The organism is Desulfobulbus sp. (assembly GCF_030824455.1).
Taxonomy (GTDB): Bacteria; Desulfobacterota; Desulfobulbia; order Desulfobulbales; family Desulfobulbaceae; genus Desulfobulbus.
Window position 1 is genome coordinate 39,213 of the sequence record NZ_JAVBXR010000018.1, and the last position, 22,415, is coordinate 61,627.

The 22,415-nt window shown below is 55.5% G+C and carries 20 protein-coding genes; all 20 read right to left on the minus strand.

Annotated features, from left to right (window positions below; translation table 11 throughout):
* Position 1 precedes the first annotated feature (1 nt).
* The 20 genes from thiL to RCH93_RS03275 all read right to left on the minus strand — a co-directional run bounded on the left by thiL (position 2) and on the right by RCH93_RS03275 (position 22,415).
* Complete coding sequence (thiL, locus tag RCH93_RS03180; protein WP_306546866.1) at positions 2 to 1,015, minus strand: thiamine-phosphate kinase; 1,014 nt, start codon at positions 1,013 to 1,015, stop codon at positions 2 to 4.
* On the minus strand, positions 1,012 to 2,811 hold the full coding sequence (ptsP, locus tag RCH93_RS03185; RefSeq protein WP_306546867.1) for a phosphoenolpyruvate--protein phosphotransferase: 1,800 nt from the start codon (positions 2,809 to 2,811) through the stop codon (positions 1,012 to 1,014). The genes thiL and ptsP overlap by 4 nt, the downstream gene beginning before the upstream one ends.
* A 1-nt stretch (position 2,812) precedes the next feature.
* Positions 2,813 to 3,082, minus strand: coding sequence for an HPr family phosphocarrier protein (locus tag RCH93_RS03190; protein ID WP_306546868.1), 270 nt, complete (start codon positions 3,080 to 3,082; stop codon positions 2,813 to 2,815).
* Positions 3,079 to 3,450 carry a hypothetical protein gene (locus RCH93_RS03195; RefSeq protein ID WP_306546869.1) on the minus strand — a complete coding sequence of 124 codons (372 nt, stop codon included), beginning with the start codon at positions 3,448 to 3,450 and terminating at the stop codon, positions 3,079 to 3,081. The genes RCH93_RS03190 and RCH93_RS03195 overlap by 4 nt, the downstream gene beginning before the upstream one ends.
* A 43-nt stretch (positions 3,451 to 3,493) precedes the next feature.
* On the minus strand, positions 3,494 to 5,197 hold the full coding sequence (locus RCH93_RS03200) for a hypothetical protein (RefSeq protein WP_306546870.1): 1,704 nt from the start codon (positions 5,195 to 5,197) through the stop codon (positions 3,494 to 3,496).
* A complete protein-coding gene (locus RCH93_RS03205; protein WP_306546871.1) occupies positions 5,194 to 7,728 on the minus strand; it encodes an ATP-binding protein in 2,535 nt (844 codons plus the stop codon). The genes RCH93_RS03200 and RCH93_RS03205 overlap by 4 nt, the downstream gene beginning before the upstream one ends.
* A gap of 412 nt (positions 7,729 to 8,140) precedes the next feature.
* A complete protein-coding gene (locus RCH93_RS03210; protein ID WP_306546872.1) occupies positions 8,141 to 9,544 on the minus strand; it encodes an NADH-quinone oxidoreductase subunit N in 1,404 nt (467 codons plus the stop codon).
* Between the two features lie 30 nt (positions 9,545 to 9,574).
* Positions 9,575 to 11,098 carry a NuoM family protein gene (locus tag RCH93_RS03215; protein WP_306546873.1) on the minus strand — a complete coding sequence of 508 codons (1,524 nt, stop codon included), beginning with the start codon at positions 11,096 to 11,098 and terminating at the stop codon, positions 9,575 to 9,577.
* Between the two features lie 12 nt (positions 11,099 to 11,110).
* Positions 11,111 to 13,012: an NADH-quinone oxidoreductase subunit L gene (nuoL, locus tag RCH93_RS03220; RefSeq protein WP_306546874.1), complete on the minus strand. Its 1,902-nt coding sequence runs from the start codon at positions 13,010 to 13,012 to the stop codon at positions 11,111 to 11,113.
* Positions 13,013 to 13,016: 4 nt separating this feature from the next.
* Entirely contained in the window at positions 13,017 to 13,313 is a 297-nt protein-coding gene (gene nuoK / locus RCH93_RS03225; protein ID WP_306546875.1) for an NADH-quinone oxidoreductase subunit NuoK, read from the minus strand.
* A complete protein-coding gene (locus RCH93_RS03230; protein ID WP_306546876.1) occupies positions 13,310 to 13,819 on the minus strand; it encodes an NADH-quinone oxidoreductase subunit J in 510 nt (169 codons plus the stop codon). Before RCH93_RS03230 ends, nuoK begins: the two co-directional genes overlap by 4 nt.
* 4 nt (positions 13,820 to 13,823) lie before the next feature.
* Positions 13,824 to 14,348 carry an NADH-quinone oxidoreductase subunit I gene (locus tag RCH93_RS03235; RefSeq protein ID WP_306546877.1) on the minus strand — a complete coding sequence of 175 codons (525 nt, stop codon included), beginning with the start codon at positions 14,346 to 14,348 and terminating at the stop codon, positions 13,824 to 13,826.
* Positions 14,349 to 14,361: 13 nt separating this feature from the next.
* Positions 14,362 to 15,648: a complex I subunit 1 family protein gene (locus RCH93_RS03240; RefSeq protein WP_306546878.1), complete on the minus strand. Its 1,287-nt coding sequence runs from the start codon at positions 15,646 to 15,648 to the stop codon at positions 14,362 to 14,364.
* On the minus strand, positions 15,635 to 17,197 hold the full coding sequence (locus RCH93_RS03245) for a 2Fe-2S iron-sulfur cluster-binding protein (RefSeq protein ID WP_306546879.1): 1,563 nt from the start codon (positions 17,195 to 17,197) through the stop codon (positions 15,635 to 15,637). The genes RCH93_RS03240 and RCH93_RS03245 overlap by 14 nt, the downstream gene beginning before the upstream one ends.
* A 17-nt stretch (positions 17,198 to 17,214) precedes the next feature.
* Positions 17,215 to 18,486: an NADH-quinone oxidoreductase subunit NuoF gene (gene nuoF, locus RCH93_RS03250; RefSeq protein ID WP_306546880.1), complete on the minus strand. Its 1,272-nt coding sequence runs from the start codon at positions 18,484 to 18,486 to the stop codon at positions 17,215 to 17,217.
* A 14-nt stretch (positions 18,487 to 18,500) separates the two neighbouring features.
* On the minus strand, positions 18,501 to 19,007 hold the full coding sequence (gene nuoE / locus RCH93_RS03255; RefSeq protein ID WP_306546881.1) for an NAD(P)H-dependent oxidoreductase subunit E: 507 nt from the start codon (positions 19,005 to 19,007) through the stop codon (positions 18,501 to 18,503).
* Positions 19,004 to 20,719: an NADH-quinone oxidoreductase subunit D gene (locus tag RCH93_RS03260; RefSeq protein WP_373693250.1), complete on the minus strand. Its 1,716-nt coding sequence runs from the start codon at positions 20,717 to 20,719 to the stop codon at positions 19,004 to 19,006. Before RCH93_RS03260 ends, nuoE begins: the two co-directional genes overlap by 4 nt.
* A gap of 1 nt (position 20,720) precedes the next feature.
* Positions 20,721 to 21,233, minus strand: coding sequence for an NADH-quinone oxidoreductase subunit B (locus RCH93_RS03265; protein WP_306546883.1), 513 nt, complete (start codon positions 21,231 to 21,233; stop codon positions 20,721 to 20,723).
* The gene (gene ndhC / locus RCH93_RS03270; protein WP_306546884.1) at positions 21,224 to 21,583 is read right to left on the minus strand and encodes an NADH-quinone oxidoreductase subunit A; all 360 of its coding nucleotides are present in this window, start codon (positions 21,581 to 21,583) and stop codon (positions 21,224 to 21,226) included. Before ndhC ends, RCH93_RS03265 begins: the two co-directional genes overlap by 10 nt.
* Positions 21,584 to 22,097: 514 nt before the next feature.
* The gene (locus RCH93_RS03275) at positions 22,098 to 22,415 is read right to left on the minus strand and encodes a pyrimidine/purine nucleoside phosphorylase (protein ID WP_306546885.1); all 318 of its coding nucleotides are present in this window, start codon (positions 22,413 to 22,415) and stop codon (positions 22,098 to 22,100) included.

Consider the following 22,415-nt stretch of genomic DNA (forward strand, 5'->3'; position numbering starts at 1 on the left):
CCTACCCCCCCGCCCTGCTGCGAAAATGATCAAACCCCTGATAGGCCACCGCAATTTCCTCGATCACGCCGTCGGCCCCTGGCCGGATCAGGGTGACGCCCTCGCCGGCAACCACGGTTCCGACTGGCGAAAGAGACAATCCGCACCGACGGCCGAGATCCTGCACCTGGTCGTGCGCGTCGGCGTCTGCGGTAAACAGCAGCTCATAGTCTTCGCCGCCGCCAATGGCCCAGCTCTCGGCGTCCGCACCGACCAACCGCGCCGCCTCGGCAAGGGCGGCCACGCCCGGCAAATCGCGAGCCCGCAGACGCGCGCCCACTCCGGACTGTTTGCACAGATGGGCAAGGTCAGTGGCCAAGCCGTCGGAGAGATCCATCATCGCGTGCGCCAAGCCGCTCTCGGCCAACTGGCAGCCGAGTTCCACCCTGGCGGTCGGATTGAGATGCTTCTCGCGAAACAGCGCAAAGGCGGTCGCATCCGGCGCCAATCCCCGGCGCAACAGTTCCAGACCGGCAGCGGCGTATCCCAGCGGGCCGCTGACCCAGACGGTGTCTCCGGGCCGGGCCCCGCTGCGGTACACCACCTGACTGGCCTCGGCTTCGCCAATCACGGTCAGGGAAAAATTAAGCCCCTGGGGGCTGGCGACCGTGTCGCCGCCGATCAGGAAGCAGCCGTATTCCCGGCAGGCCGCAGTCAGGCCCTGGGCAAAGGCGCGAAACCAGGATTCGTCAAACCCCCGGGGCATGCCCACCGAAAGGAGGACAAACACCGGTCTGCCGCCCATGGCCCCGACGTCGCTGACATTGACCGCAACCGCCTTGCGACCCAGTTGTTCAGGAGGATGGAAGGCGCAATCAAAATGGACGTTCTCAATCAAGGTGTCCATGGTCAGCAGCCAGACGCGCCGGCCGTCCTTGTCGACCACGGCGCAATCGTCGCCGATGCCCTGGAGCAGTCGCCCATCGGCCGGTCCGGCAAGGGCGGTGATGTATTCAATGATCTGACGTTCGTTCACGACTGGTAGAAATCCTTGGGGTAAAAATGGGGCAAGGTCGCGGCCAAAAACTCGCGGACGCGCTCGCTATCCTCGCATTCCAGCGTCTGCCGGGCCAGGTTGCGCAACTCGTTGCTGCGCGAATGACGCAGCATGCGTTTGATGCGGGGGATGACGGCGGGCCGCATCGACAGTTCGTCCAGGCCCAATCCCATCAGCACCGGGGCGCAGAGCCCGTCTCCGGCCATCTCGCCGCAGAGCGACACCGGAATGTTGCTGGCGTGACCGGCCTCGACCGTCTGCCTGATCATCCGCAGCACCGCCGGATGAAACGGTTCGTACAGGTGCGCCACATACTGGTTGCCGCGGTCGATGGCCAGCGAATACTGAATCAGATCGTTAGTGCCGATGGCAAAAAAATCGACCTCCCGCGCAAAGACGTCGGCCATGACCACAGCGCTGGGCACCTCGACCATCATGCCGATTTCGACGTTGGCCGCAAAAGGCGTCGATTCCTCCGCCAGTTGCTCCATCACCCCTGCAATCACGGCCTTGGCCTGACGCACTTCGTTCAAGGCGGAGACCAGGGGCAGAAGAATGCGCAGCCGGCCGTACACCGAGGCCCGCAACAGGGCGCGCAGTTGAATGCGAAACAGGTCCCGTTCGTACAGAGAAAATCGGATGGAACGGAGCCCCAGGGCCGGATTGCGTTCCTGATCAAGCCAGGCTCCGTTGCCGGGGAAACTGTGGAGAAACTTGTCGCCGCCCACATCCAGAGTGCGCACCGTCACCGGATGCGGGGCCATGGTTTCCAGGAGTTGCCGGTAGGTGGCCAGCAGCTGTTCTTCGCTGGGCGGTTCTTGGCCTTGAAAATAGTCAAATTCGCTGCGAAACAGGCCGATGCCCTCTGAACCGTAGCGAAGCACGGCGGGCAGTTCCTGCCGCATCTCGATGTTGGCGCTCAGCCGGACCACATAGCCGTCCTCGGTTTCCGAGGCCAGGTGGATATAGCGGTCCAGATCGTCGGCCTTGGCGTGGTTGCGCCGGTTGCCTTCCTGACGTCGTCGGATTTCCGAGGGCTCCGGGTGCAGCGTCACCTGCCCGGTGCGGCCGTCAAGGATGATCAGATCGCCGGTGGCCAGAATCGAGGTGGCGTGTTCCAAACCAACCACCGCAGGGATGTTGAGCGACCGGGCGACGATGGCGGTGTGGGAGGTCACGCCCCCTTTTTCGGTGAGGAAGCCAAGAACGTTGCCCGCCTGCATCCGCAGGGCGTCCTCCGGGGAAAAATCATTGGCCACCAGGATAACGGGCAGGTCGTCGCCCCCCAGGCCGTCGTGTTCCCGGCCGGTCAGCAACCCGAAAACCCGATCCGCCACATGCTTGATGTCGGCGTACCGCTCGCGAATATAGCGGTCGTCAATCTGCTCGAAGCGCTCCTTGATCTCGCTGAGGGCCTGGGCCAGGGCCCACTCCGCATTGACGCTGTTGCGGCGGATGATGGCCACGGTGCGCTCGATGATCATCTTGTCCTTGAGCATCAGCAGATGGGAGTCGATGATCGACAGGGCGTCGGCCAGATCGGCGGCCAATTTTTCCCGCAGTTGCGCCAGCTCGGCGCCGGCGGTGCGGATGGCCAGGAGGAACCGTTCGACCTCTTTTTCGACATGGTCGTCGGGCAGATGCCGCCAGCCTGCCCGCCAGGCGTGACGTTTCATGACCAGGACCCTGGCCGCCGCAATACCGGGAGAAACGCCGATGCCCTGCAGGGTGCGGGAAACCGGTTGTCGGTTGTCGTCCATTGCCTGCTCTGTCATCTCAAGGATCTTCCTGGGCGGTGATCAATTCTGCGGCGGCCGCCATTGCGGCCTCGGCCTGCTCGCCCACGGCCTGCACGCTGATTTCCGATCCCTGCACCAGGGCCAGGGAGAGCACGTCAAGAATCGAGGAGCACTCGACAGTCTCCTCTGCGCGGCGAATTTGCAACACCACGGCAAACTCCGAAGCCACTTCCGCCAGACGGGTGGCCACCCGGCCGTGGATGCCGCGCTCGTTGCCCACCACCAGATCGCTCGCGCAGGTGGTCATTTGACAATCCGCAAGCCCGGACGGCGCTCTCCGCCCTTGCTTTTTTCCTCAACCGGCGGAGTGGGCTTGGCGGGAGAGTCAAATCGCACCGCCTGGATAAAACGCCCTTCCCCGCCCATGGTAAAAATTTCCTGACCGGTGAATTGGGCGGTGCGCAGGGTCCAAACCACGGTCTGCATCGGTATGGACAGCAGGTGCAGGGTGACGTGCCACCACTCCGCCTTGCGGGTCTGGTCGCGTTCGATGTCGCCGACCATCGCATACACGAGCATCTGCGGCTTTTTAGCGGCGACCAGAACAATGTCGCCTACGGTGGTCGTTGATTTCAACGACATGATTTTTTTGAGTTCGCCAACCAATTGTTCCATACGGTTTCTCTGGGAAGACCGTGCGGCCATTCCCTAATGCTCGTTATCGTGAAAGAAGAGGCAATGCCGTCTGCGGCGGAGCGTATTCCAACTCAAGCAGCATTTCATCTTCATAGAGGTAGCCGCGCAGACGGCTGACTTCAACGCCGCGCAGGCCTGACAGCAAGGGCAGGACCATTTCCTGCAACAGCAGCCGGGCGCGCGGGGCAATCATTTCGTTTTTCTCGCGGCTCTCTTTAGCAAGCACGGTCAACACCGGAAGCAACCGCTCCGCCAGGGATCCGGTGCGGACAAAAAGAAAAAAATTGCCCCATCGCTCGCGCACAGTCCGGCCGCCGCGCTCCTTCCCTGCCGTCGCCGCCGTCGCCTGCTCGCCGCTCCGCCGCAGCAACTGTTCGATCAACTCCACGCTGTCGGCAAGGACCAGCTGATTGCGAACCAGGGCATAGGCGGGTTGCAGCAAGCCGCCGGCCATGACCACTGAAACGATTTCCGTGCCGTCCGCCACGACGGTGACCGCCTGCAGTCCAGCCGTCAGCGCTTTGAGCGCGTTGGCCGTCTGCACAGGATCGCGAAGCGCAACCGATACGCAGGCCATGGAACTTGTTGATTGATGGGGCGCCCGCTGCTGGTTAATGAATACCCCGAATTCGCTGCCGAAGACATCAAAAAAAGAATCCATGGTTTGCCCTGTGGCGGTTGTCAGATACTGGGCAAACAACGACATCAGACCGACAATCTCGGGAGGGCTCTTCAGTTGAGCAAGATTCCAGAGTTTTTTTGGCTGGAACCAGTTGGTCCACAGGGAAAAATCGGTGTCCGAGGAGACATGCGGCACAGACGGATCGTCGACCGGTTCGGCCAACTGATGGCGACGGATGAACGCGGCGAGCTGCTCCTTGTCGGCCAAGGCGACTATTCCCAGCCGACTGGCCTGGGCGCGATGAAAAATCGCCAGATGGAGCGGCTGCAGGCCTTCCAGGTCTTGTCCCCAGTCCTGCAGCACTGGGTGGAAGGCGGGAAGCGCTGCGGCATCGGCGTACAGGAAAAAATCAGGCGAGGCGCCGGCCAGGGCTCTGAGCCGCTGATACTGCCGGTTCAGCTGGAGTCCCGTGCGAACCTGGACCATGCGCTGCAAAGATTGACTGACGCAGCGTCGCACCACCTCCTCACGCAAGGCGGCAATCAGCACGCCGCGCTGCAGACAGTAGGTCAGCGCTCGCTCGTCGTCGAACCGCAGGGTAATCAGCGTCGCATTCTGATACTGTTGAACGCTGCGCGAACGGACAACGCCAAACAACTCCTCAGCCCACTGTTGCGGCGCACCGCCATTGCCGACATTAACGATCACCACCAACCGCTCCAGGGGGTCGGTCAAGAGATGCTCTGCGGACGAGTCTGGAACCAGGGCCGCCACCGCCTTGTGGGCAAACACTTGCCCAAGTGCGGCAATCTGACCGCAGCGCTCCATTTGGGCGAGCAGCGTCGCAAGGCTGTCGGCAAGAGGTTGTTCCCATCCCAGCTTGACAAGCAGCGCCGGAAAATCGGTCTGATGCAATTTCTCGCCCACCAAACTATGCCGCCACAACGCCCAGGTCTGGGCGAAATTCTCCCCTTCAGCCAAGGCGGTGGCTTCGGCGGGCACATACTCAATCAGGTCGACTGCAGGTTGAATGCGTACGCTCAGCAGATACCCGCCAAGGCCAAAAACGGAGCAAAGCAGCAACAACGCGGCCAGCCGAGTCATAGAGCTTTCTCCGCCGCACCGGCTGCGTCGTCTGACGTCGTCTCTGGCAGATAATGTCGCAACAACTGCAGCACCGAAGCCCCGTCAATGGGTTTGGACACGTAATCATCCATGCCGACTATCAGGCATTTTTGCCGGTCTCCCGTCATGGCGTGCGCGGTCATGGCGATAATGGGGATGTGTTGGTCGGTTTGTTCGGCCTCGCGGATGCGGGACACCGCCTCGTACCCGTCCATCTCAGGCATTTGGATATCCATAAGGATGCAGTCAAAAACGCCGCCTCGCCAGGCGTTCACTGCCTCCCGCCCATTGGAGACCACGGTGACGTGATAACCGGCCTGACCGAGCAGAGTGCGGATCAGAATTTTGTTGATGTACTCGTCCTCGGCCACCAATATTCGCTTGCCCTGACCGGAGTCCGCCAACCCGACCTGGGGAGAGTGCGTTTTCTGTTGTCTCGTTGTTCGCCCATTGCCTTGGTTGGGGAAAACCATCGGCAGGGTAAAATAAAATCGGGTCCCCTTGCTCGGTTCGCTCTCAAACCAGATGGCCCCGCCCATCAATTCCACCAACCCCTTAGAGATCGACAAGCCCAGGCCGGTGCCGCCAAAACGACGGGAATGGGAGGAATCGGCCTGGGAAAAGGATTCAAACACCTTGGGATGATAAACTGGCACAATCCCGATGCCGGTGTCCGCCACCTCAAACAACAGTTGCGCCTCCTCGTCGTCCTTGTCCTGTACGCCGACCTCCAATGTCACCTGTCCCTTGCGGGTGAATTTCAAGCTGTTGTCAACCAGGTTGGTCAGAACCTGCATCAACTTGGTTTGATCGCCGACCAGCATGTCAGGAGTGGTGGGATCAACCGTCAGGCGAAGTGCCAGATTTTTGCGTTGAGCGGTCAACTCCATTGGTTGGATGACTTCTTTGAGCAGAGTCCGCAGGCAAAAGGGTTGCGGATCGAGCTCAAAACGGCCGGCTTCCAACTTGGAAAAATCGAGAATGTCGTTGATAATGGTCATCAATCGGATGGCCGAACGCTGGATCAATTCCAGATGTTCCCGCTGGGCTTCAGGCAAGGGTTCTCGCAACAAGATATTGGACAGGCCAATAATGCCGTTCATTGGGGTGCGAATCTCGTGACTCATGTTGGCGAGGAACTCGCCTTTGGCGATGCTGGCGGATTCAGCCAACTTCCGGGCCCGATCCAGTTCATCCTCCACCGCCTTTCTTTTGGAAATGTCTTCAATAACCCAGACGGTGCCCTGGGCGAGATTGAGCGGCGAGATCGCCTTGCCGCTCAGGGTGCAGGGAATCAAATCCCCGTTTTTTTTCTTCAACTGGTATTCGACCTGTTCGACGTCGCCCACAGCCAAGAGGTGCAGATGTCTGCGGACAAAACGGCGAAAGGCGCGACGACCGGGGAAAAATTGACGAATGTCGCCCTGTAATATTTCTTCGCGACTGTACCCGAAGATGGAGGTCATGCGGTGGTTGACGTTGACGATTCGCCCATCGCGCACCAACACAATACCCACCAGGCTGGCGCTGAAAATTGTCTCCAATTCGAGTTCAGAGGTCTGGCGGGCGGCTTCGGCGCGGTCGCTGGCTGCTTGACCGGCGAGCACCTGATGAGCGAGATCTTCCTCTTTCTGGGAGTGTAAAACAATGACGCCGCTGAGGATGCCTAACGAAAGGACAATGCTGTCCAACAGCAGAACCAAAGCCCAAGGAAAGGGAGTCGGCTGCAATGTGGCGATCTGCCAACCGTCCAAAGGGAGCGATTGCCGATCAGCCAGAGTTCGGCCATTATTGACAGAAACGATGGGTTTTTCCAGAGAAAAGGTCAACGGTTGCAGAGGCTGATCGCCAAACTGACGACTGTTGGTGATTTCGCGCAACTGCCCGGGGTCAAGCGGCAAGGCGGTTTTCAAATTCCAGTCGTCATGGGTCGAGGCAAAAACAACGCCGTCTTTTGAGAGCAAAAGCGCATCCATTTTGCCTTGCAAAGCCGAAAAAAAGGAATCGACTGATTCACTGCGAGTTTTAATAACCACAACACCTATGGGTTTTCCCTTCTCGGCGCCCATGATGGGAGCGCTAAAATAAAACCCCTTGCGTTTAGTGGTGACGCCGACGGCTGGATAAAAATACGGAGAGCCTGCTATGGCATGGATAAAATACGGCCGGAAGCGATACTGCTGGCCGGTCAAGCTTTGCTCCTCCGGATTGTTGGAGCATCCGATGACGGTTCCCTCGGCGTCCATCACGTAGACCAGCGCCACATTGAGTGCGCCCTGGGCCGTATTCAGCACCCGCAGCAGCGAAGGGTTGTCAATCGAAGATTTTCCGGTGCAAACCTCGCCAATTTCAAGACTTTTTGAGAGATCCAGAACAGCGTGTTTATAATCATCGACCACAAAGGTGTTTAATTCCAACACCAAGTTATCGGTAATGGGCGCCTGTTCGACCCGATGCAGAAACAGGGTCAGTTGATCGGCGCCTACGGCGACCACAATGAGAACAAGCAAAGTGAATGCGCCAATAAACGCAAGTCTCTGACGAACGCTACGCGGTTGGTCAAGCAAAGTGAAGGCGGGGTGAGGCGACTGTCGGATCATTGGCGTTGGTGCATCAATTGAGCGAGTGGAGTTGACGGCCCGAGCCTCTCTGACCAAGAGTTACAAAAGCGGCAGTCGAAAGAAGGCCCTGTGTGATGATGCAGAACTCGTTTTACCCAGCCTGCACAAACTGTCAAGCAATGAAGAATGACGCTTACGGCAACCAAACCTCACAATAAGGGAGAACTACCGAAGGATTGCCAGATTCTTGAAAAATCAAAACGGCCTTGGAAGTATTCTCCCAAGGCCGTTAATTACCAGCAGATGAATGATTGGGGATGATTGTCTGGAGCGCGAACGCTCGAGACAATCTGCTTGCCGATCAGATGACCACAGGATACAAGCTGATTGCAAAAACGCACACCACAAGGACAAAGGTGCAGATGGGCGCCAAATTAGACGGAACCGCCTCGCCAAATTGTTCTTCGGCTTCACAGAAGTACATGTTGATGATCAGTCGCAGATAGTACCACATGGAGATGATGCTGCTGACGATTCCCAACACCGCCAAAGTCACCTGGCCGGCTTCAATGGCGCTGGTGATGATGTAAAATTTGCCCATGAAGCCAGCGGTCGGCGGGATGCCGGCCATCGACAGCAGGAAGACGCTGACAGCGGCGGCGGAGTAGGGTCGAGACTTGGCCAAGCCTTTGAAGTCGTCAAAGGTGCTCCGTTTCTCGCCGGCGCCGCCTAAATACGACAAGGCGCAGAAGATGCCCAAAGTGCTTGCTGCATACGCCGCCAAATAATAGGCGATCACGCTGCCGGTGAAGTCTTTGGTGCTCACGGCCACCAAAGCGATCAGCAGATAACCGGTGTGAACAATGCCCGATGCAGCCAACATTCTTTTCAGCGATTGCTGACCGATCGCGATGAGGTTGCCGACAAACATGGTGAAGACGGCAATGTAGAACAGGTAGGTGATCCAGCCGCTTTGCAATGAGGCATCAAGCACCAGAAAATTGGCAAACACTGCAAAGATCGCAGTTTTCAACCCGGTTGCCATATAACCGGTGACAGGAACCGACGCGCCGTCATAGACGTCGACAACCCAGGCATGGAAGGGAAATGCGGCGGCTTTGAAGAGAAAAGCTACCAGAATGAAAAATGAACCGCCGATCAAGGCCGGGGTTTGCATAAACCCGTGGGCGGCTACATACTGGGCTATTTTGACGAATTTTGTGCTTCCGGTCGCGCCATACACAAACGCGGCGCCCATGGTGAGAAAGGCGCCGGCAAAAGCGCCGAGCATGAGATATTTCAACACCGCCTCAGTGCTGATGACATTCTTGCGGTCATACCCAACCAGAATGTAGATGGCCAAGGACATGATCTCTAAAGCGATAAACACTGTGATCAGTTCTTGCGCCATGGTCAGCAGCAACATGCCGGAAGCGGCAAAGACCATCAGGCTGTAGTATTCCGGGCTACAAAAATCATTCTGTTTGAAATAGGTATGGGAACTCATGGCGGTAAAAAAACCGCAGGCGAGGATGATCAATCCAGCGGCCTTGGAAAAACTGCTCGCTACCAGCAAGCCGTTGAAGGCTCCGGAAAAAAGCACCGCGTTGCCGGTGATGCAGGCGCTGAGTTGAACAAGAAATGCTACGGCAAAAACGAGTGCGCTGCCATAAGCCGCCATTTCATGCGTTAATTTTTGATAGGCAGAGGAGAGCATCAACAGGATCGCCCCTGCACCAACGATAATCAGTGGCATTAGTAACATTAAATCGTTCGTCATGATGGAAATCCGGCCTTATTTCTGTTCAATGGTGAGCTCAGGGAGGTGAGCATTGGTGGCGGACGCGGCCTGGGCGACAACAGGAGCAGCGGATGCAAACTGAAGCGCGGTGGAAGGCGTGATCTTGCTGAGGAAGGGCTGCGGATAGACGCCCATCACAATGATCAGGATAATAACGGGTAAAAAGGCCAACCCTTCAATGAGACTGAAATCTTTAAAGTTTTCAGATTTTGGGGTGGCTTTTTCAAAAAAGACCCGCTGAAACATCCACAGCATGTAGCAGACGCCGATAATCAGGGTAGTGCCGGCGAGCACGCCGACGGCGGTGTTAAATTTGACCGCGCCGAGGATGATCATAAATTCGCCGATGAACCCGCTGGTGCCCGGCAAACCAACCGAGGCCAGCATGGCGATGGCGAAATACAGGGCAAAGACCGGGGCTTTGGCGGCAATGCCGCCGAGATCGGAGATGGTGCGAGTCTGCGTGCGTTCTTCAAGAATACCGGCAAAGAGAAAGAGCACGCCGGTGCTGGTGGCGTGAGCGACAATTTGATAAATGGAGCCGGTCAAGGCCTGAACATTCATACAGAACACGCCCAAGGCGATGATGCCCATATGCGAGGCCGAGGAAAAAGCCAACATTCGTTTGAAATCTTTTTGCGTAATCGCGGCAATGCCGCAATACATCATGCCAATGACGCCAGAGTAAGCCAAGAGAACCGCAAACCGGGCAAATTCCTGATCAAAAACCGGAACCACAAATCGGATGACGCCATAGACGCCAATCTTGGCCATGATTGCGGAAAGCACAAAGGTCGTTGCGGTTGGGGCTTCGGTGTAGGCGTCGGGCAACCAAGTGTGAAAAGGAAACAGCGGGATTTTGATGGCAAAGGCGATCATAAACCCAAAGAAAGCGACAGCTGCAACCCGTCCGGACAAATTCAACTGCGCCATTTTGTCTAGAGCAAAGCTCCATTCATTAAACTGGGCATGATAGCTGACGCCGAGGTAGACGATGGCGGCCAGCATCAGCAAAGAACCGGCAATGGTGTACAGGGTGATCTTTAGGGTTGCCGGCAACCGTTTGGGGCCGCCGTACAAACCCAGCATGAAAAAGACCGGCAGCAACATGACTTCCCAAAAGATGTAGAAAAGAATCATGTCGGCGGCGCATACCGCGCCCGCCATTGCGCCCTGCACAATCAGCAGGTTGGCGTAATAGCCCTTCTCCTTGGTGGCAAAGACGAAATAGACCATGGGAAGAAGGACCGAACCAGCCATCAGGATGAACAGGCTGATGCCGTCCACGCCCAGCGCATAAGAAACGCCTAGGGATGCGATCCAGGGAATGTTCTCGACAAATTCAAGATGACCGGTGGACTGGAACCCCATGTACAGATCAAGGCTCAAGACAAGGGCTGCCAACGAGACAATCATTCCTGTAAATCGAGCAATATTCCTGCTTGCCGGGGTTGCAAGCAGCAGCAACCCGGCAATGATGGGTAAAAAGATTATGACGGAAAGGACATGTGCGAACATTCTTTCACCTTATCAGTTCAACGATTGAGAGAGGAACAGGCTCATGAGACTCAGCCCTACGATCATATATATAGCGTAAATCCTGACGTAGCCGACCTGGAATACTTTGAAAGCCGTGCCAATCATCATATACAGCCGGGTCACAGCCTTAACTGGTCCATCGGTGACGTTCGGTTCGATGGTCTTCCAAATGCTGGAGCCGACGGCCTTATATGGTTGAACGATGACTGCGTTGTACAATTCATCCACATAAAACTTGTTGTAGGCGAATTTCTCGAAACCGGAGAACACGGGTTCTGCAGCGCCTTTGCCAAATTTCGAGTAGGCGATTTTGATGCCCACCAGGAAAGCGACAATGCTCGTCGCCATGGCAAAAACAAGGACAAAGGAACTGGCGTGGGGATGATGCTCGGTTAAACTCGGAGCCAACCAGTGGGAAACTGTTTGTACCCCAGGCATATTCAGGAAACCGGCAAAGGCGGCGCCAACTGCCAGAATGATCAGCGGCACGGTCATTACCGCAGGCGATTCCTTGGCGTGATCGAAGGCGTGCTGGTCACGCGGCTCGCCGTGGAAGACAACGAAAATCATCCGGAAGGTGTAGTAGGCGGTCATGCAGGCCACCAGCAGCCCCACTGCCCAGATGCCGTAATGACCGGTGGCTAGGGCGCTGAACAGAATTTCGTCCTTGCTGAAAAAGCCGGAAAACGGAGGACAGCCGGCCAACGCAAGGGCGCCGATCACCATGGTGAGGTAGGTTTTGGGCATCTTGGCCTTCAACCCGCCCATCTTCCAGATGTTCTGCTCATGGTGCATGGCATAAATCACTGAACCAGCGCCAAGGAAGAGCAGCGCTTTGAAGAAAGCGTGGGTGAATACGTGGAAGATGCCTGCGGAGTAGGCGGCGACGCCAACGCCGGCGAACATGTAGCCCAACTGACTGACCGTTGAATATGCCAGCACTTTTTTAATGTCATTCTGAAACATACCGAAAATGGCGGCAAGCAAGGCGGTCAGGATGCCCACCCAGGCAACGATGTCACCGGCCAATTCCACATGGGCGTACAGAAAGCTGAAACGAGCAACCATATAGACGCCGGCGGTGACCATGGTTGCGGCGTGGATGAGGGCTGAAACCGGGGTTGGGCCGGCCATGGCGTCGGGCAACCAGACATAGAGCGGGATCTGGGCCGATTTGCCGGTGGCGCCGACAAACAGCAACAGGCAGACGGTCAGGGCGATGGCGGGAGTTAAGTGATGAATGTTGGCCTTGAGCGACAGATAGTCAAAACCGGAAGCGCCAATTCCCCAGAAGAGAAAGGACATCCCCAGCACAAAGCCAAGATCGCCGATGCGGTTGACGATGAAGGCCTTGTTGCCGGCCAGCACGTTGTTGGTGTCTTCGCTGTAGAAACTGATCAAGAGGTACGAGCAGAGACCAACGCCCTCCCAACCGACAAACATCACCACAGGACTGTCGCCAAGCACCAGCACCAGCATGCTGCCCAAGAACAAGTTCATGTAGGCGAAAAATTTGCCGTAATTCTTGTCGCCGCTCATGTAGCCGATCGAATAGATATGAATCAACGAGCCGATCAGAGTGACGAACAACAACATCAGGCAACTCAGCGGATCAGCCAGGAAGCCCATGTTGATGTGCAAATCGCCAACGCTGAACCAAGTAAAAGCATTGTGGCTCAAAAAACGGGCGTCAACAGGCAAAGCTTTAAGTTGAAAGAACACTTTGAGCGCCATTACAAACGACAGCACCGGTCCAACACAGGCAAGCAGGCCATACACCTTTTCAGGCAGCTTGGCGTTTTTACAGGTAAAGACGTGGAGCAGTCCGATAAACACCGCTCCCATCAATGGAAAAAGCGGTATCAGACCCAGATAATGTACACTTTGTCCCATGGAATCACCCTTTCAGCAGGCTAAACACGTTGGTGTCGAGCTTACTCTTATGTTTGTGCAGTAAAATTACAACGGCGAGCGCCAGTGCAGCTTCTGCGGCCGCCACCGCCATAACCATCATTGCCAGAACATGTCCGTCCATGCTTTCATGGACCCGAGCAAATGCGACAAAAGCGAGATTCGCCGCATTCAGCATCAATTCGATGGACATAAAGACCGTGAACACGTTGCGCCTGGAAATAACGCCGACAATGCCCAAGCAAAAAAGGATGATGCTCAAATACAGGTAGCTGTGAATCATTTGACGGCCTCCTTCTTTCCTGCAAGGACGACTGCGCCAATCAAAGAAATCAACAACAGAATGGAAACGATTTCAAAGGGCACCAGCCAATCCTTAAACAGCAGCAATCCAACCTGTTTGACGCCGCCAAAATCGTTGCCGAGAATAGCAGTGGAACTGAGCGGCAGACTTTTGACGATCTTGGCCAGGAAAAGCCCAATGGGTAAAACCACCGCCAAACCGCCAAGGATGTACACCAATTTGGTTTCTTCCTTGGGGAGATCGCTGGGTTGAATATTTAAAAACATGATAATGAAAACAATGAGCGACATGATGGCGCCTGCATACACAATAAGTTGCAGGGCAAAAATCAACTTCGCAGAGAGCAACGCGTACAATCCCGCCAGAGAAATCAGCGTGACGACAAAGCTCATCGCTCCGTTCATCGGATGTCGAAACACTACCAGTCCGGCCGCACCCAACACAGCCAGTACGGCGAATCCTAAAAACAGCCCGTCGGCAAACATGATATCAAGCGCCCCCTTTTTTATACTCTTCTTCGGTGAATGCACCGGGAGTTTCGAGTAAATCCGTAATTTTCAAGACAAAGGATTTTCGCTCGTCACCGGTGACTGAAAATATGCCAGTGTCCATCCGGATGGCGTCCATTGGGCAGGCTTCAACGCAGTAGCCGCAATAGATGCATTCAAGCAGGTCAATGTCAAATCTGACCGGCATTTTTTCAGTTCTGCCGTCAACGCGCTCGCCGGCTTCAATCATGATGCATTTGGCGGGGCAGTTGGTCTGGCACATGAAGCAAGCCACGCATTTCATGGTCCCGTCTTCATATTTGGTCAGCCGATGCCGACCGCGCCAGCGCGCGGTGATCTCAGGTTTCACCTCGGGGTAATGTCGGACGTACAGTTTTGAGTTGTCAAGGAGATTGGACAGGAAGTGACCAAAGGTCACGGCCATTCCCTTGAAGACCTCAATCAGATACAGCCGTTCGTAAAGGTCTTTGCCTTTACGTTCCATTATTTTAATTTTTCCACTCATGCCAGCTCCTCTCTTAACTCAATGCAACGACGATTGCACTTGTAACGAAAATGTTCAGCAGCGAAAGCGGCAAGAGTGTTTGCCAACCTAATTTCTGCAACTGATCATAGCGAAAACGAGGTAACGTCCAACGAACCCAGACATAAACGAAGCACATGAAGGTTACTTTGACGAGAAAAGTAACGATCTGCAGTCCCGCAGTCAGTATTCGCGCCGCCATGCCGCCGGATCCGGAAATCAGGAATATGACAAGCAGCAACTCAAGAGCGATGACCAGTCCCCACATGATCTTAGCGTAGACATTGGCTTCGCGAACCCTGGGGTCGTTTTCCCGCGGGTAGTGGCTGCGATTGTTCTTGCTCATCCAAGCGCCGAACAACAGAGCCAGGACTGGAAGCAGAAGCATCAGCAAAAAGGAGACCAGACGCGTATTGTTGACCAAGGCGTCTGTGGCAAGCCAGGGAATCTGGAATCCGCCGAAGTAGAGGCTGACGATGATGGCGCTGGAAGTGAACATGGCCACATATTCACCCATGAAGAACATGCCGAATTTCATCGAGCTGTACTCGACGTGGAAACCGGCGACCAGCTCGCTTTCACCCTCGGCCAAGTCAAAGGGGGTGCGGTTGGTTTCCGCAAAAGCCGCCACGATAAAGATAATGGCTCCAAGTGGTTGCAGTACAACCCCCCACATGGGGATGAAGCCAAACAGCAGCTGCCCTTGGAATTGAACCATCTCAGTGAGATTGACGGTGCCGTATACAATCAACGCACTGATAACGGCCAGTCCCATGGGGATTTCGTAGCTGATGACCTGCGCCGCAGCCCGCAAGCCGCCGAGAACACCGTATTTGTTATGGGAAGACCAACCGGCCAGGATGATGCCGTACACTGCAAACCCGGCCACGGCCAGGAACCAAAGAATGCCGAGGTCCGTGGGGATGGCCTGCATAATGTATTCTTTACCGTCGAGAATCAGAACGTCGGCAAAGGGAATTGCGGCAAAGGAAACCAGCGCAATGAGGAAAACAATCACCGGAGCTATCACAAAGTAAAACTTGTGAGTGATGTGGCCGGGAACAACGTCTTCCTTGGTGATCAATTTGACGGCGTCCGCCAGATTTTGCACCAGTCCGCCAGCCCGGAAGCCAAAAATGTTGGCGCGGTTGGGACCGGAACGATCCTGAAAGTAGGCGGCTCCACGACGTTCCATCCAGACCAGCACCGCAATGAAGCAGAGCGGGACGAACGCCCCGAAGGCAACCCTGAGAACGATTAAGAGGATATCAAGCTGCGACATTGGGGACCTCGCTTACGGTTAATGCTAATCCTTCACCGGGAACCTGCTCCAGATCAATCCCTTTCAAGGCGGCAACGGCGGCTGTTAAGCCGGCGCGTGCCTCGAAGCAATTTTTGATCTCGCCGCCAAGTTGGCTGACGACGTGAATCATATCGAAAGCGGGTGTGTTTTTGACAACCGCAACAGCATATTGTTGAAGAATGGAGTCGACGTTGACCAGGGTTCCAGCGTCCTCGGTTGCGGAGGCTACCGGCAGGGCGATAGCGGCCTTTTCGGCACAGGCGTCCATGTTGCTTCCAAGATAGGCCAGTTTGCAATTGCCGGCCAAAGCGTTGAGCGCATCAGCGGTCAGGCTGAGCGACAGATCGTTTTGGAAACAGATCAGCAGGTCGGCTCCGTTGACGGCGGCGTCAAAACCGGCCTTGGAGGCGTCAATGCCCAACAGAGCAAACGAGGCGCGGTTGGCTGATTTATCGTCCTGAATCAGGAAATCGTCGCCGTCGCCGGCTATGACGTAGCCGTCGCTGTATCCGCTGACTGCAGCATTGCAGTTTGCGGCGAATTTCTGGATGGCGAACATCTGCTCCAGCGAATTATTGGGCGAGATGACGCAGACGATCTTCTTGGCCTGACTAACGGCGCGACGCAAGGCTTCCACAGCCTCGTTCAGCCCCGTCTCTTTTCCATCCAACAGGGCGACGGTTAAACGATTGTCGTTTTCCTGCTTGTAGGTCATCCGGCCTGCATCGCACATAAAGTAGCCGTTGACCTTCTCGTTGAGACGCGGACGGAAGCGGTAAATAACGTCGTCCTTGTATTTTTCCCGATTGTGATCAATGAAGATGTTGCAGCCTTTGCTGCAACCGCGACAGATGCCCTTGCTCTTGGTCAAGAACCAGGACCGTTGTTTGAACCGGAAATCAGCGCTGGTCATTGCACCGACCGGACACAAATCAACCACATTCAGCGCATAACGATTGGCAAGCGGCCGCCCCGGGAAAATGTTGACCCGCGCGTAGTCGGTGCGGTTGACAATGCCAAGTTCCCCGGTTTTGGTGATCAACCGGGTAAATCGAACGCAGCGGGCGCAGAGCACGCAACGTTCCTGATCGTGGACCACGCCGCAGCCGAAATCCATTTTTTTGGCTTTCAGCACGGGTTTGACGGTCATTCGGCTCTTCTGACCGTCGTATTTCATGTAATAATCCTGCAGCTTGCACTCGCCGGCCTGATCACAGATGGGGCAGTCGATCGGATGGTTGATCAGTTCCAGCTCCATAATGTCGCGCTGGATTTTTTTGATCTTGTCCGTATCCAACTGCACCTTCATGCCTTCAGCTGCCCGTGTTTTGCATGCCGGGACGAGAGGAGGTCTGCCATCTTCGATACCCACCAAGCACATGCGGCAATTGCCGTCTGCACCAAGCGCCGGATGGTAGCAAAGATGGGGAATCTCAATGCCGACAGCACCAATAGCGTCGATCAGATTTTTGCCTGATTCAACTTCTACTTCCTGTCCGTTAACAAACAGTTTTACCTTATCAGCCATGGTAACCCTTATCCCCGTTACATCGCGGTCTGACTTGAAGCGCCGCCACTGACGTACGCCTCGAATTCATGCCGGAATTTGTTCAAGTAACTGCGTGTCGACATGGTACAAGCCGCCGAAAGTACGCACACTGTTTTCATTTCGATGTTATCGCACAATTCGGTCAGCAAATCGATGTCGGCTGTTGTTCCCTCGCCGCGAATAATCTTTTTGACAATCTTGAGCATCCAGCCAAGGCCCTCGCGGCAGGGTGTGCACTGTCCGCAGGATTCGTGATGGTAGAAGTAAATAAGATTCTCCACCAGCTTCACCATATCCACGGTGTCGTCGAGAACAACAATGCCGCCGGAACCGAACATGGTTTTGTGGGCAGCCATGGATTCGTAGTCAAGGGTGACGGTTTGGGCCTCTTCGGGAGTCAGTACAGGCGTGGAGCTACCGCCGGGAATAACGCCTTTCAGCGTGCGTCCATCCCGCAGACCGCCTGCAACCTTGTCAATAACTTCCAGAATCGGCAGTCCCAGGGGTAATTCATACATGCCGGGCTTCTTTACTAAACCCGAAATGCCAAACAAATGGGTTCCGGGACTCTTTTCGGTGCCGTAAGCCTTGTAGGCATCGGGACCATTGGCCAGAATAAACGGCAGAGAGGCTATACTCTGGACGTTGTTAATGATGGTCGGGCAGCCGTACAGACCTTCAACCGCCGGAAACGGTGGTTTGCTTCGGGGTTGGCCCTTCCGGCCTTCGATGGATTCGAGCAGCGCGGTTTCCTCGCCGCAGACATAGGCTCCGGCGCCGCGATGCACGGTGACGTCGAGCTTGTAGTCGCGCCCGGCAATGGATTCGCCGAGATAGCCGGCTGCATAAGCCTCATCAATGGCGGCCTGCAGTGCTTTGACCTGGGTGGTGTATTCGCCGCGGATATAGATGTAGGCGGCCTGGCTTTTGATTGCGTAGCAGCAGATGATGATGCCTTCGATCAGCATATGCGGATCGCGCACCAGAATGTACCGGTCTTTGAAGGTGGCCGGTTCGGATTCGTCCGAGTTGACCGCCAGATACACCGGCTTGTCGATGTTTTTGGGGAGGAAGCTCCATTTCAGCCCCGTGGGAAAACCAGCGCCGCCGCGGCCTCTTAAGCCGCTGGCCTTGACCAGTTCAATAACTTCCTCGGGCTGCATGGCAAAGACCTTGTCGAGCGTCGCGTAGGCGCCGTGCTCCTTGGCCACTTCAATCTTATGAGCGTCCGGTATATCAAATCTCGCACTAAGTAGTTTTACTTGCATATCGCTCGCTCTCCTTATTTCAGCGTGGCCAAGAGTTCTTTGAGTTTGTCCACAGTCATGTACTCGTAGAACTCGCCGTTGATCTGCACCACTGGAGCGGATCCGCAATGGCCCAGACATTCAACCTCTTCGAGGCTGTACTGTCCGTCCGCGCTGACGGCCCCAGGCTTAATGCCCAACTCGCGCTGCAGATAGTCGACAATTTCCTGTTTGCCCAAGAGGTAGCAGGAAAGGGTCCGGCATACGCAGATGTGGTATTTCCCTTTGGGCTGCAGGTTATACATAGTGTAAAAGGTGGCCGCCTCGTACACCATGGTGGCAAAGGTTCCGATGCGGTCGGCGATGTAGGCCATGGCCTCGGCGCTGATCCACCCTTCCTGCTCCTGAACAAGCCACAACGAGGGCAAGATCAGGGATTCACGGGTGGGATACCTTTTTGCCAGCCGCTCAAACTCCGCATCTCGCTGCGCATCAAAAGCGAACGGTTTTCCCGTTTCTATTAGCTGTGATCGATCACTCATCTGTCCAACTCTCCGCCAATGATATTGATGCTGCCGAGATTGATAACCGCGTCCGCAATCATTTCCCCCTCAACCATTTCATGGAACCCACTCATCATGTAAAAGCACGGCGGCCGCACTTTGCATTTGTAGGGACGTCCGGAACCGTCGGAGACGAAATAAAAGCCCAACTCGCCGTTGGCCGCCTCAAAGGAATCGTACCATTCGCCTGCGGGAGCCTTCACGCCTTCAAAAATCAGCTTGAAGTGACTGGCCAGTCCTTCGATGTTCTTATACACTTCGGCTTTGGGGGGCAAGGCGACGTGGTTGTCGGAGACAAACACCGGCCCGGCGGGCATCATTTTCATGGCCTGACGGATAATGCTGATGCTCTGGAAGATCTCTTCGTAGCGAATCATGATACGATCATAGATGTCGCCCTTCGAGCCCAGCGGAATGGTGAAATCAAAAGTTTCGTAATGGTAGTAGGGATTGTCCTTGCGCAGATCAAACGGCACGCCGCTGGCGCGCAGACAGGGCCCGGTGTATCCGTAGGACAGGGCTTTGTCGGCGGGCATGACGCAGACGTTCTGGGTCCGGTCATGGACGATTCTGTTTTTCAGCACCAGTTTCAGCGAATCAGAGACACCCTTTTCAATGCCGTGCAGATGCGTTTCCATGTCGGCTTCCCAGCCTTCGTAGAAATCGCGGTACATGCCGCCGATGCGGGTAAACGAACTGGTCAGGCGGGCTCCGGTGAGCCGGCTGATCAAATCGTAAGACGCCTCTTTCTCATTGTAGAGGTACCAGTAGTTGGTCAGACCGCCCATATCAACCAGGTTGGCGGCGATACAGACCAAATGGTCCTGTACACGGAAAAACTCGGAAAGGATGACCCGCATAAACTTGGCCCGCTCGGTGATCTCCACACCCAGCCATGATTCCACCGCCTTGGCGTAGGCGATGTTGTTCATCAGGGCCGAACAGTAGTTGAGCCGGTCGGTCAGAGGAATGACCTGATTGTAGGTTCGGTTCTCTGCGGTTTTTTCAAACCCGCGGTGGAGATAGCCAATCTCATTGACGTTGGCGAGGATGGTTTCGCCGTCCAGCGCTGTCAGGATGCGGATGGCGCCGTGGGTGGCGGGATGGGACGGTCCGAGATTGAGGTACATGATCTCGGTGTTGATCTCCTCCATGGTGGTCTTGTTGACCCCTTTGCTCGCCAGCCTGTCCTTGATCTCTTTTTCAAGACTATCAGACTCGTAGCAAATCTGCCCGTTTTCAATGGCATAGTCTTTGCGCAGCGGATGCCCCTGGAACTGCCAATGATTGAGGATTCTGCGCAAGTCCGGATGCCCCTGGAAAACAATGCCGTATTGGTCGTAGGTCTCGCGCTCGCCCCAGTTGGCCGAATCCCAAAACTTGGTGGCGGTGGGGATGCCTACCGCAGGGTCGGCCACGGGCACCCGCACCTCGACCAGCATGTTCTTTTCCCAATTGCGGATCGTGTACACGACAAGGAAACGGGTTGCTTGCGGGGTCGGGTATTCAAGGAAATCCACCCCGGTAACGTCCAACAGCAAACCGAAATTCAAGGTCGGATCGTTTTTCAGGCGGGAGAGCGTAGTTTCGAGCTGTTCAGGCTGTACCGTGAGAACCACCGCATCGATGCTTGACGTGCAGGGTACATCCGGAAACGCGGCCTGGATTAATTCTAGCGCCGTCGTATTCATATCAATCGAGAATCCCTTTAAAGTCTTTGTGGCGATCATTCAGCACACTTTCACCCTTGATCTGGTCCTGAATCTTCATCAATGCGTCCAGAACCGCCTCGGGCCGGGGAGGACACCCAGAAATATAGACGTCCACTGGAATGATCGTGTCGATTCCCTGCACGGTGCAGTAGTTGTCGTACACCCCGCCGGAACTGGCGCACGCGCCCATGGCCACAACCCACTTGGGCTCGGGCATTTGTTCATAAATTCGTTTGAGAATCGGCGCCTGCTTGTAACTGATGGTGCCGCAAACGAGCAACAGGTCGGCCTGACGGGGTGAAAAGCGTACAACCTCAGCGCCCCACCGGGAGATGTCAAGTTGACTTGCGGCGGCACTCATGAATTCGATCGCGCAGCAGGCGGTTCCGAAAACAAACGGCCACAGAGAGTACTCACGCCCCCAATTGATGACTGCATCGAGCTTGGTGGTCAGTACCGTATCACCTAGACTTGCTTCTAATCCTAACGCCAATTGAGCACCCCTTTCTTAAGAATGTAAATAAGTCCAGTCAAAAGCAGCGCCATGAACACGACCATTTCCGTGAACCCGAACCATCCCAGTTCGCGCACACTTACGGCCCACGGATACATGAACACCGCCTCTATATCAAACAGCAGAAAGAGAATGGCGAGCAGGTAAAACTTGACGCTAAACTTCTGCTCCGCCAGCCCAATCATGCGCTTGACGCCGCTTTCGTAAGGATCATTCTTTGCGACTCCGCCGGCGCGAGGGCCAATGACGGTTGTCGCCAACATGAACAGCGGGATAACGACAGCAATTCCGATGAGGGCCATTGCTGATAGCACCAGTTCCGTTACCATGAATTAGACTCTCCCTTAGACGTGATAGAAATAAACGAAACCTTCTGTGAACAGCAGGTTATTAAAGATAATGAAAATGAACGGCTATTCATTACCGGTGCAGGTGTTTTCTGTCAAGAAAAATAGTTCCTTGACAAGGCTTGAGATTTCCTTAACTGGCCGAGAGATCGGTTTCGGAAGATATTCAAAATGTGCGAATTGGTCATCCCGAATCCCCGATCCCAGCCGCCGCCCCGCTGCAGCCTTTCAACGCTGATGACAAACGGCTTGCTCGGTCCGCCACAACGGCCACAGAGTCATCTCAACTATCCGGCAGCATGTCGGCGCGACAATTTGCCCACCTTGCACAACTTCCGATACGCGCGCCACTTCCCCACTCCGCCAAAAAATCAGCGGCCAAGACGCGCCTTGCAAACGACAACGATGTGAAGGGCATCCAGCGCGACGCACCGCGTGTTCGTCCGCGCCACCGCATGCCCAAACGGCAGCCCGGGCGCCGACAGCGCCATTCGCATCAGCCTTCAACAAACGAGCAGCAATAGTCGGCGAGTTCCTGCACCTTTAAACTGAATTGTGATTTGGCGGGCACGTTGAACGATTCGCCGCCTTTCACTCTTTGCCAATCCGTTTTGCCCGGCAGCAGCACGTCCAGCGCGCCGGCCAGAATCTCCATCACTTCGGCCTTGTCGGTGTTAAAGACATACTCGCCCGGCAGCATGACCCCCAGCGTCTTTTTGGTTCCGTCGGCAAACACCAGGGTTCGACTAGTCACCTTGCCCTCAAAATAGACGTTCGCCTCGCGCACCACAGTCACATTGTTAAATTCAGACAT

Excerpts from the sequence above, each read along its gene's own strand:
- RCH93_RS03240 (WP_306546878.1), bottom strand. The coding sequence starts at position 15,648 with ATGTCGCAGCTTGATATCCTCTTAATCGTTCTCAGGGTTGCCTTCGGG.
- RCH93_RS03275 (WP_306546885.1), bottom strand. The coding sequence starts at position 22,415 with ATGTCTGAATTTAACAATGTGACTGTGGTGCGCGAGGCGAACGTCTAT.
- RCH93_RS03210 (WP_306546872.1), bottom strand. The coding sequence starts at position 9,544 with ATGTTACTAATGCCACTGATTATCGTTGGTGCAGGGGCGATCCTGTTG.
- nuoK (WP_306546875.1), bottom strand. The coding sequence starts at position 13,313 with ATGATTCACAGCTACCTGTATTTGAGCATCATCCTTTTTTGCTTGGGC.
- RCH93_RS03235 (WP_306546877.1), bottom strand. The coding sequence starts at position 14,348 with ATGAGTGGAAAAATTAAAATAATGGAACGTAAAGGCAAAGACCTTTAC.
- ndhC (WP_306546884.1), bottom strand. The coding sequence starts at position 21,583 with ATGGTAACGGAACTGGTGCTATCAGCAATGGCCCTCATCGGAATTGCT.
- RCH93_RS03260 (WP_373693250.1), bottom strand. The coding sequence starts at position 20,719 with ATGAATACGACGGCGCTAGAATTAATCCAGGCCGCGTTTCCGGATGTA.
- RCH93_RS03190 (WP_306546868.1), bottom strand. The coding sequence starts at position 3,082 with ATGACCACCTGCGCGAGCGATCTGGTGGTGGGCAACGAGCGCGGCATC.
- nuoL (WP_306546874.1), bottom strand. The coding sequence starts at position 13,012 with ATGGGACAAAGTGTACATTATCTGGGTCTGATACCGCTTTTTCCATTG.
- nuoE (WP_306546881.1), bottom strand. The coding sequence starts at position 19,007 with ATGAGTGATCGATCACAGCTAATAGAAACGGGAAAACCGTTCGCTTTT.
- nuoF (WP_306546880.1), bottom strand. The coding sequence starts at position 18,486 with ATGCAAGTAAAACTACTTAGTGCGAGATTTGATATACCGGACGCTCAT.
- RCH93_RS03230 (WP_306546876.1), bottom strand. The coding sequence starts at position 13,819 with ATGTTTGCCGACGGGCTGTTTTTAGGATTCGCCGTACTGGCTGTGTTG.
- RCH93_RS03200 (WP_306546870.1), bottom strand. The coding sequence starts at position 5,197 with ATGACTCGGCTGGCCGCGTTGTTGCTGCTTTGCTCCGTTTTTGGCCTT.
- ptsP (WP_306546867.1), bottom strand. The coding sequence starts at position 2,811 with ATGACAGAGCAGGCAATGGACGACAACCGACAACCGGTTTCCCGCACC.
- RCH93_RS03215 (WP_306546873.1), bottom strand. The coding sequence starts at position 11,098 with ATGTTCGCACATGTCCTTTCCGTCATAATCTTTTTACCCATCATTGCC.
- RCH93_RS03195 (WP_306546869.1), bottom strand. The coding sequence starts at position 3,450 with ATGGAACAATTGGTTGGCGAACTCAAAAAAATCATGTCGTTGAAATCA.
- RCH93_RS03245 (WP_306546879.1), bottom strand. The coding sequence starts at position 17,197 with ATGGCTGATAAGGTAAAACTGTTTGTTAACGGACAGGAAGTAGAAGTT.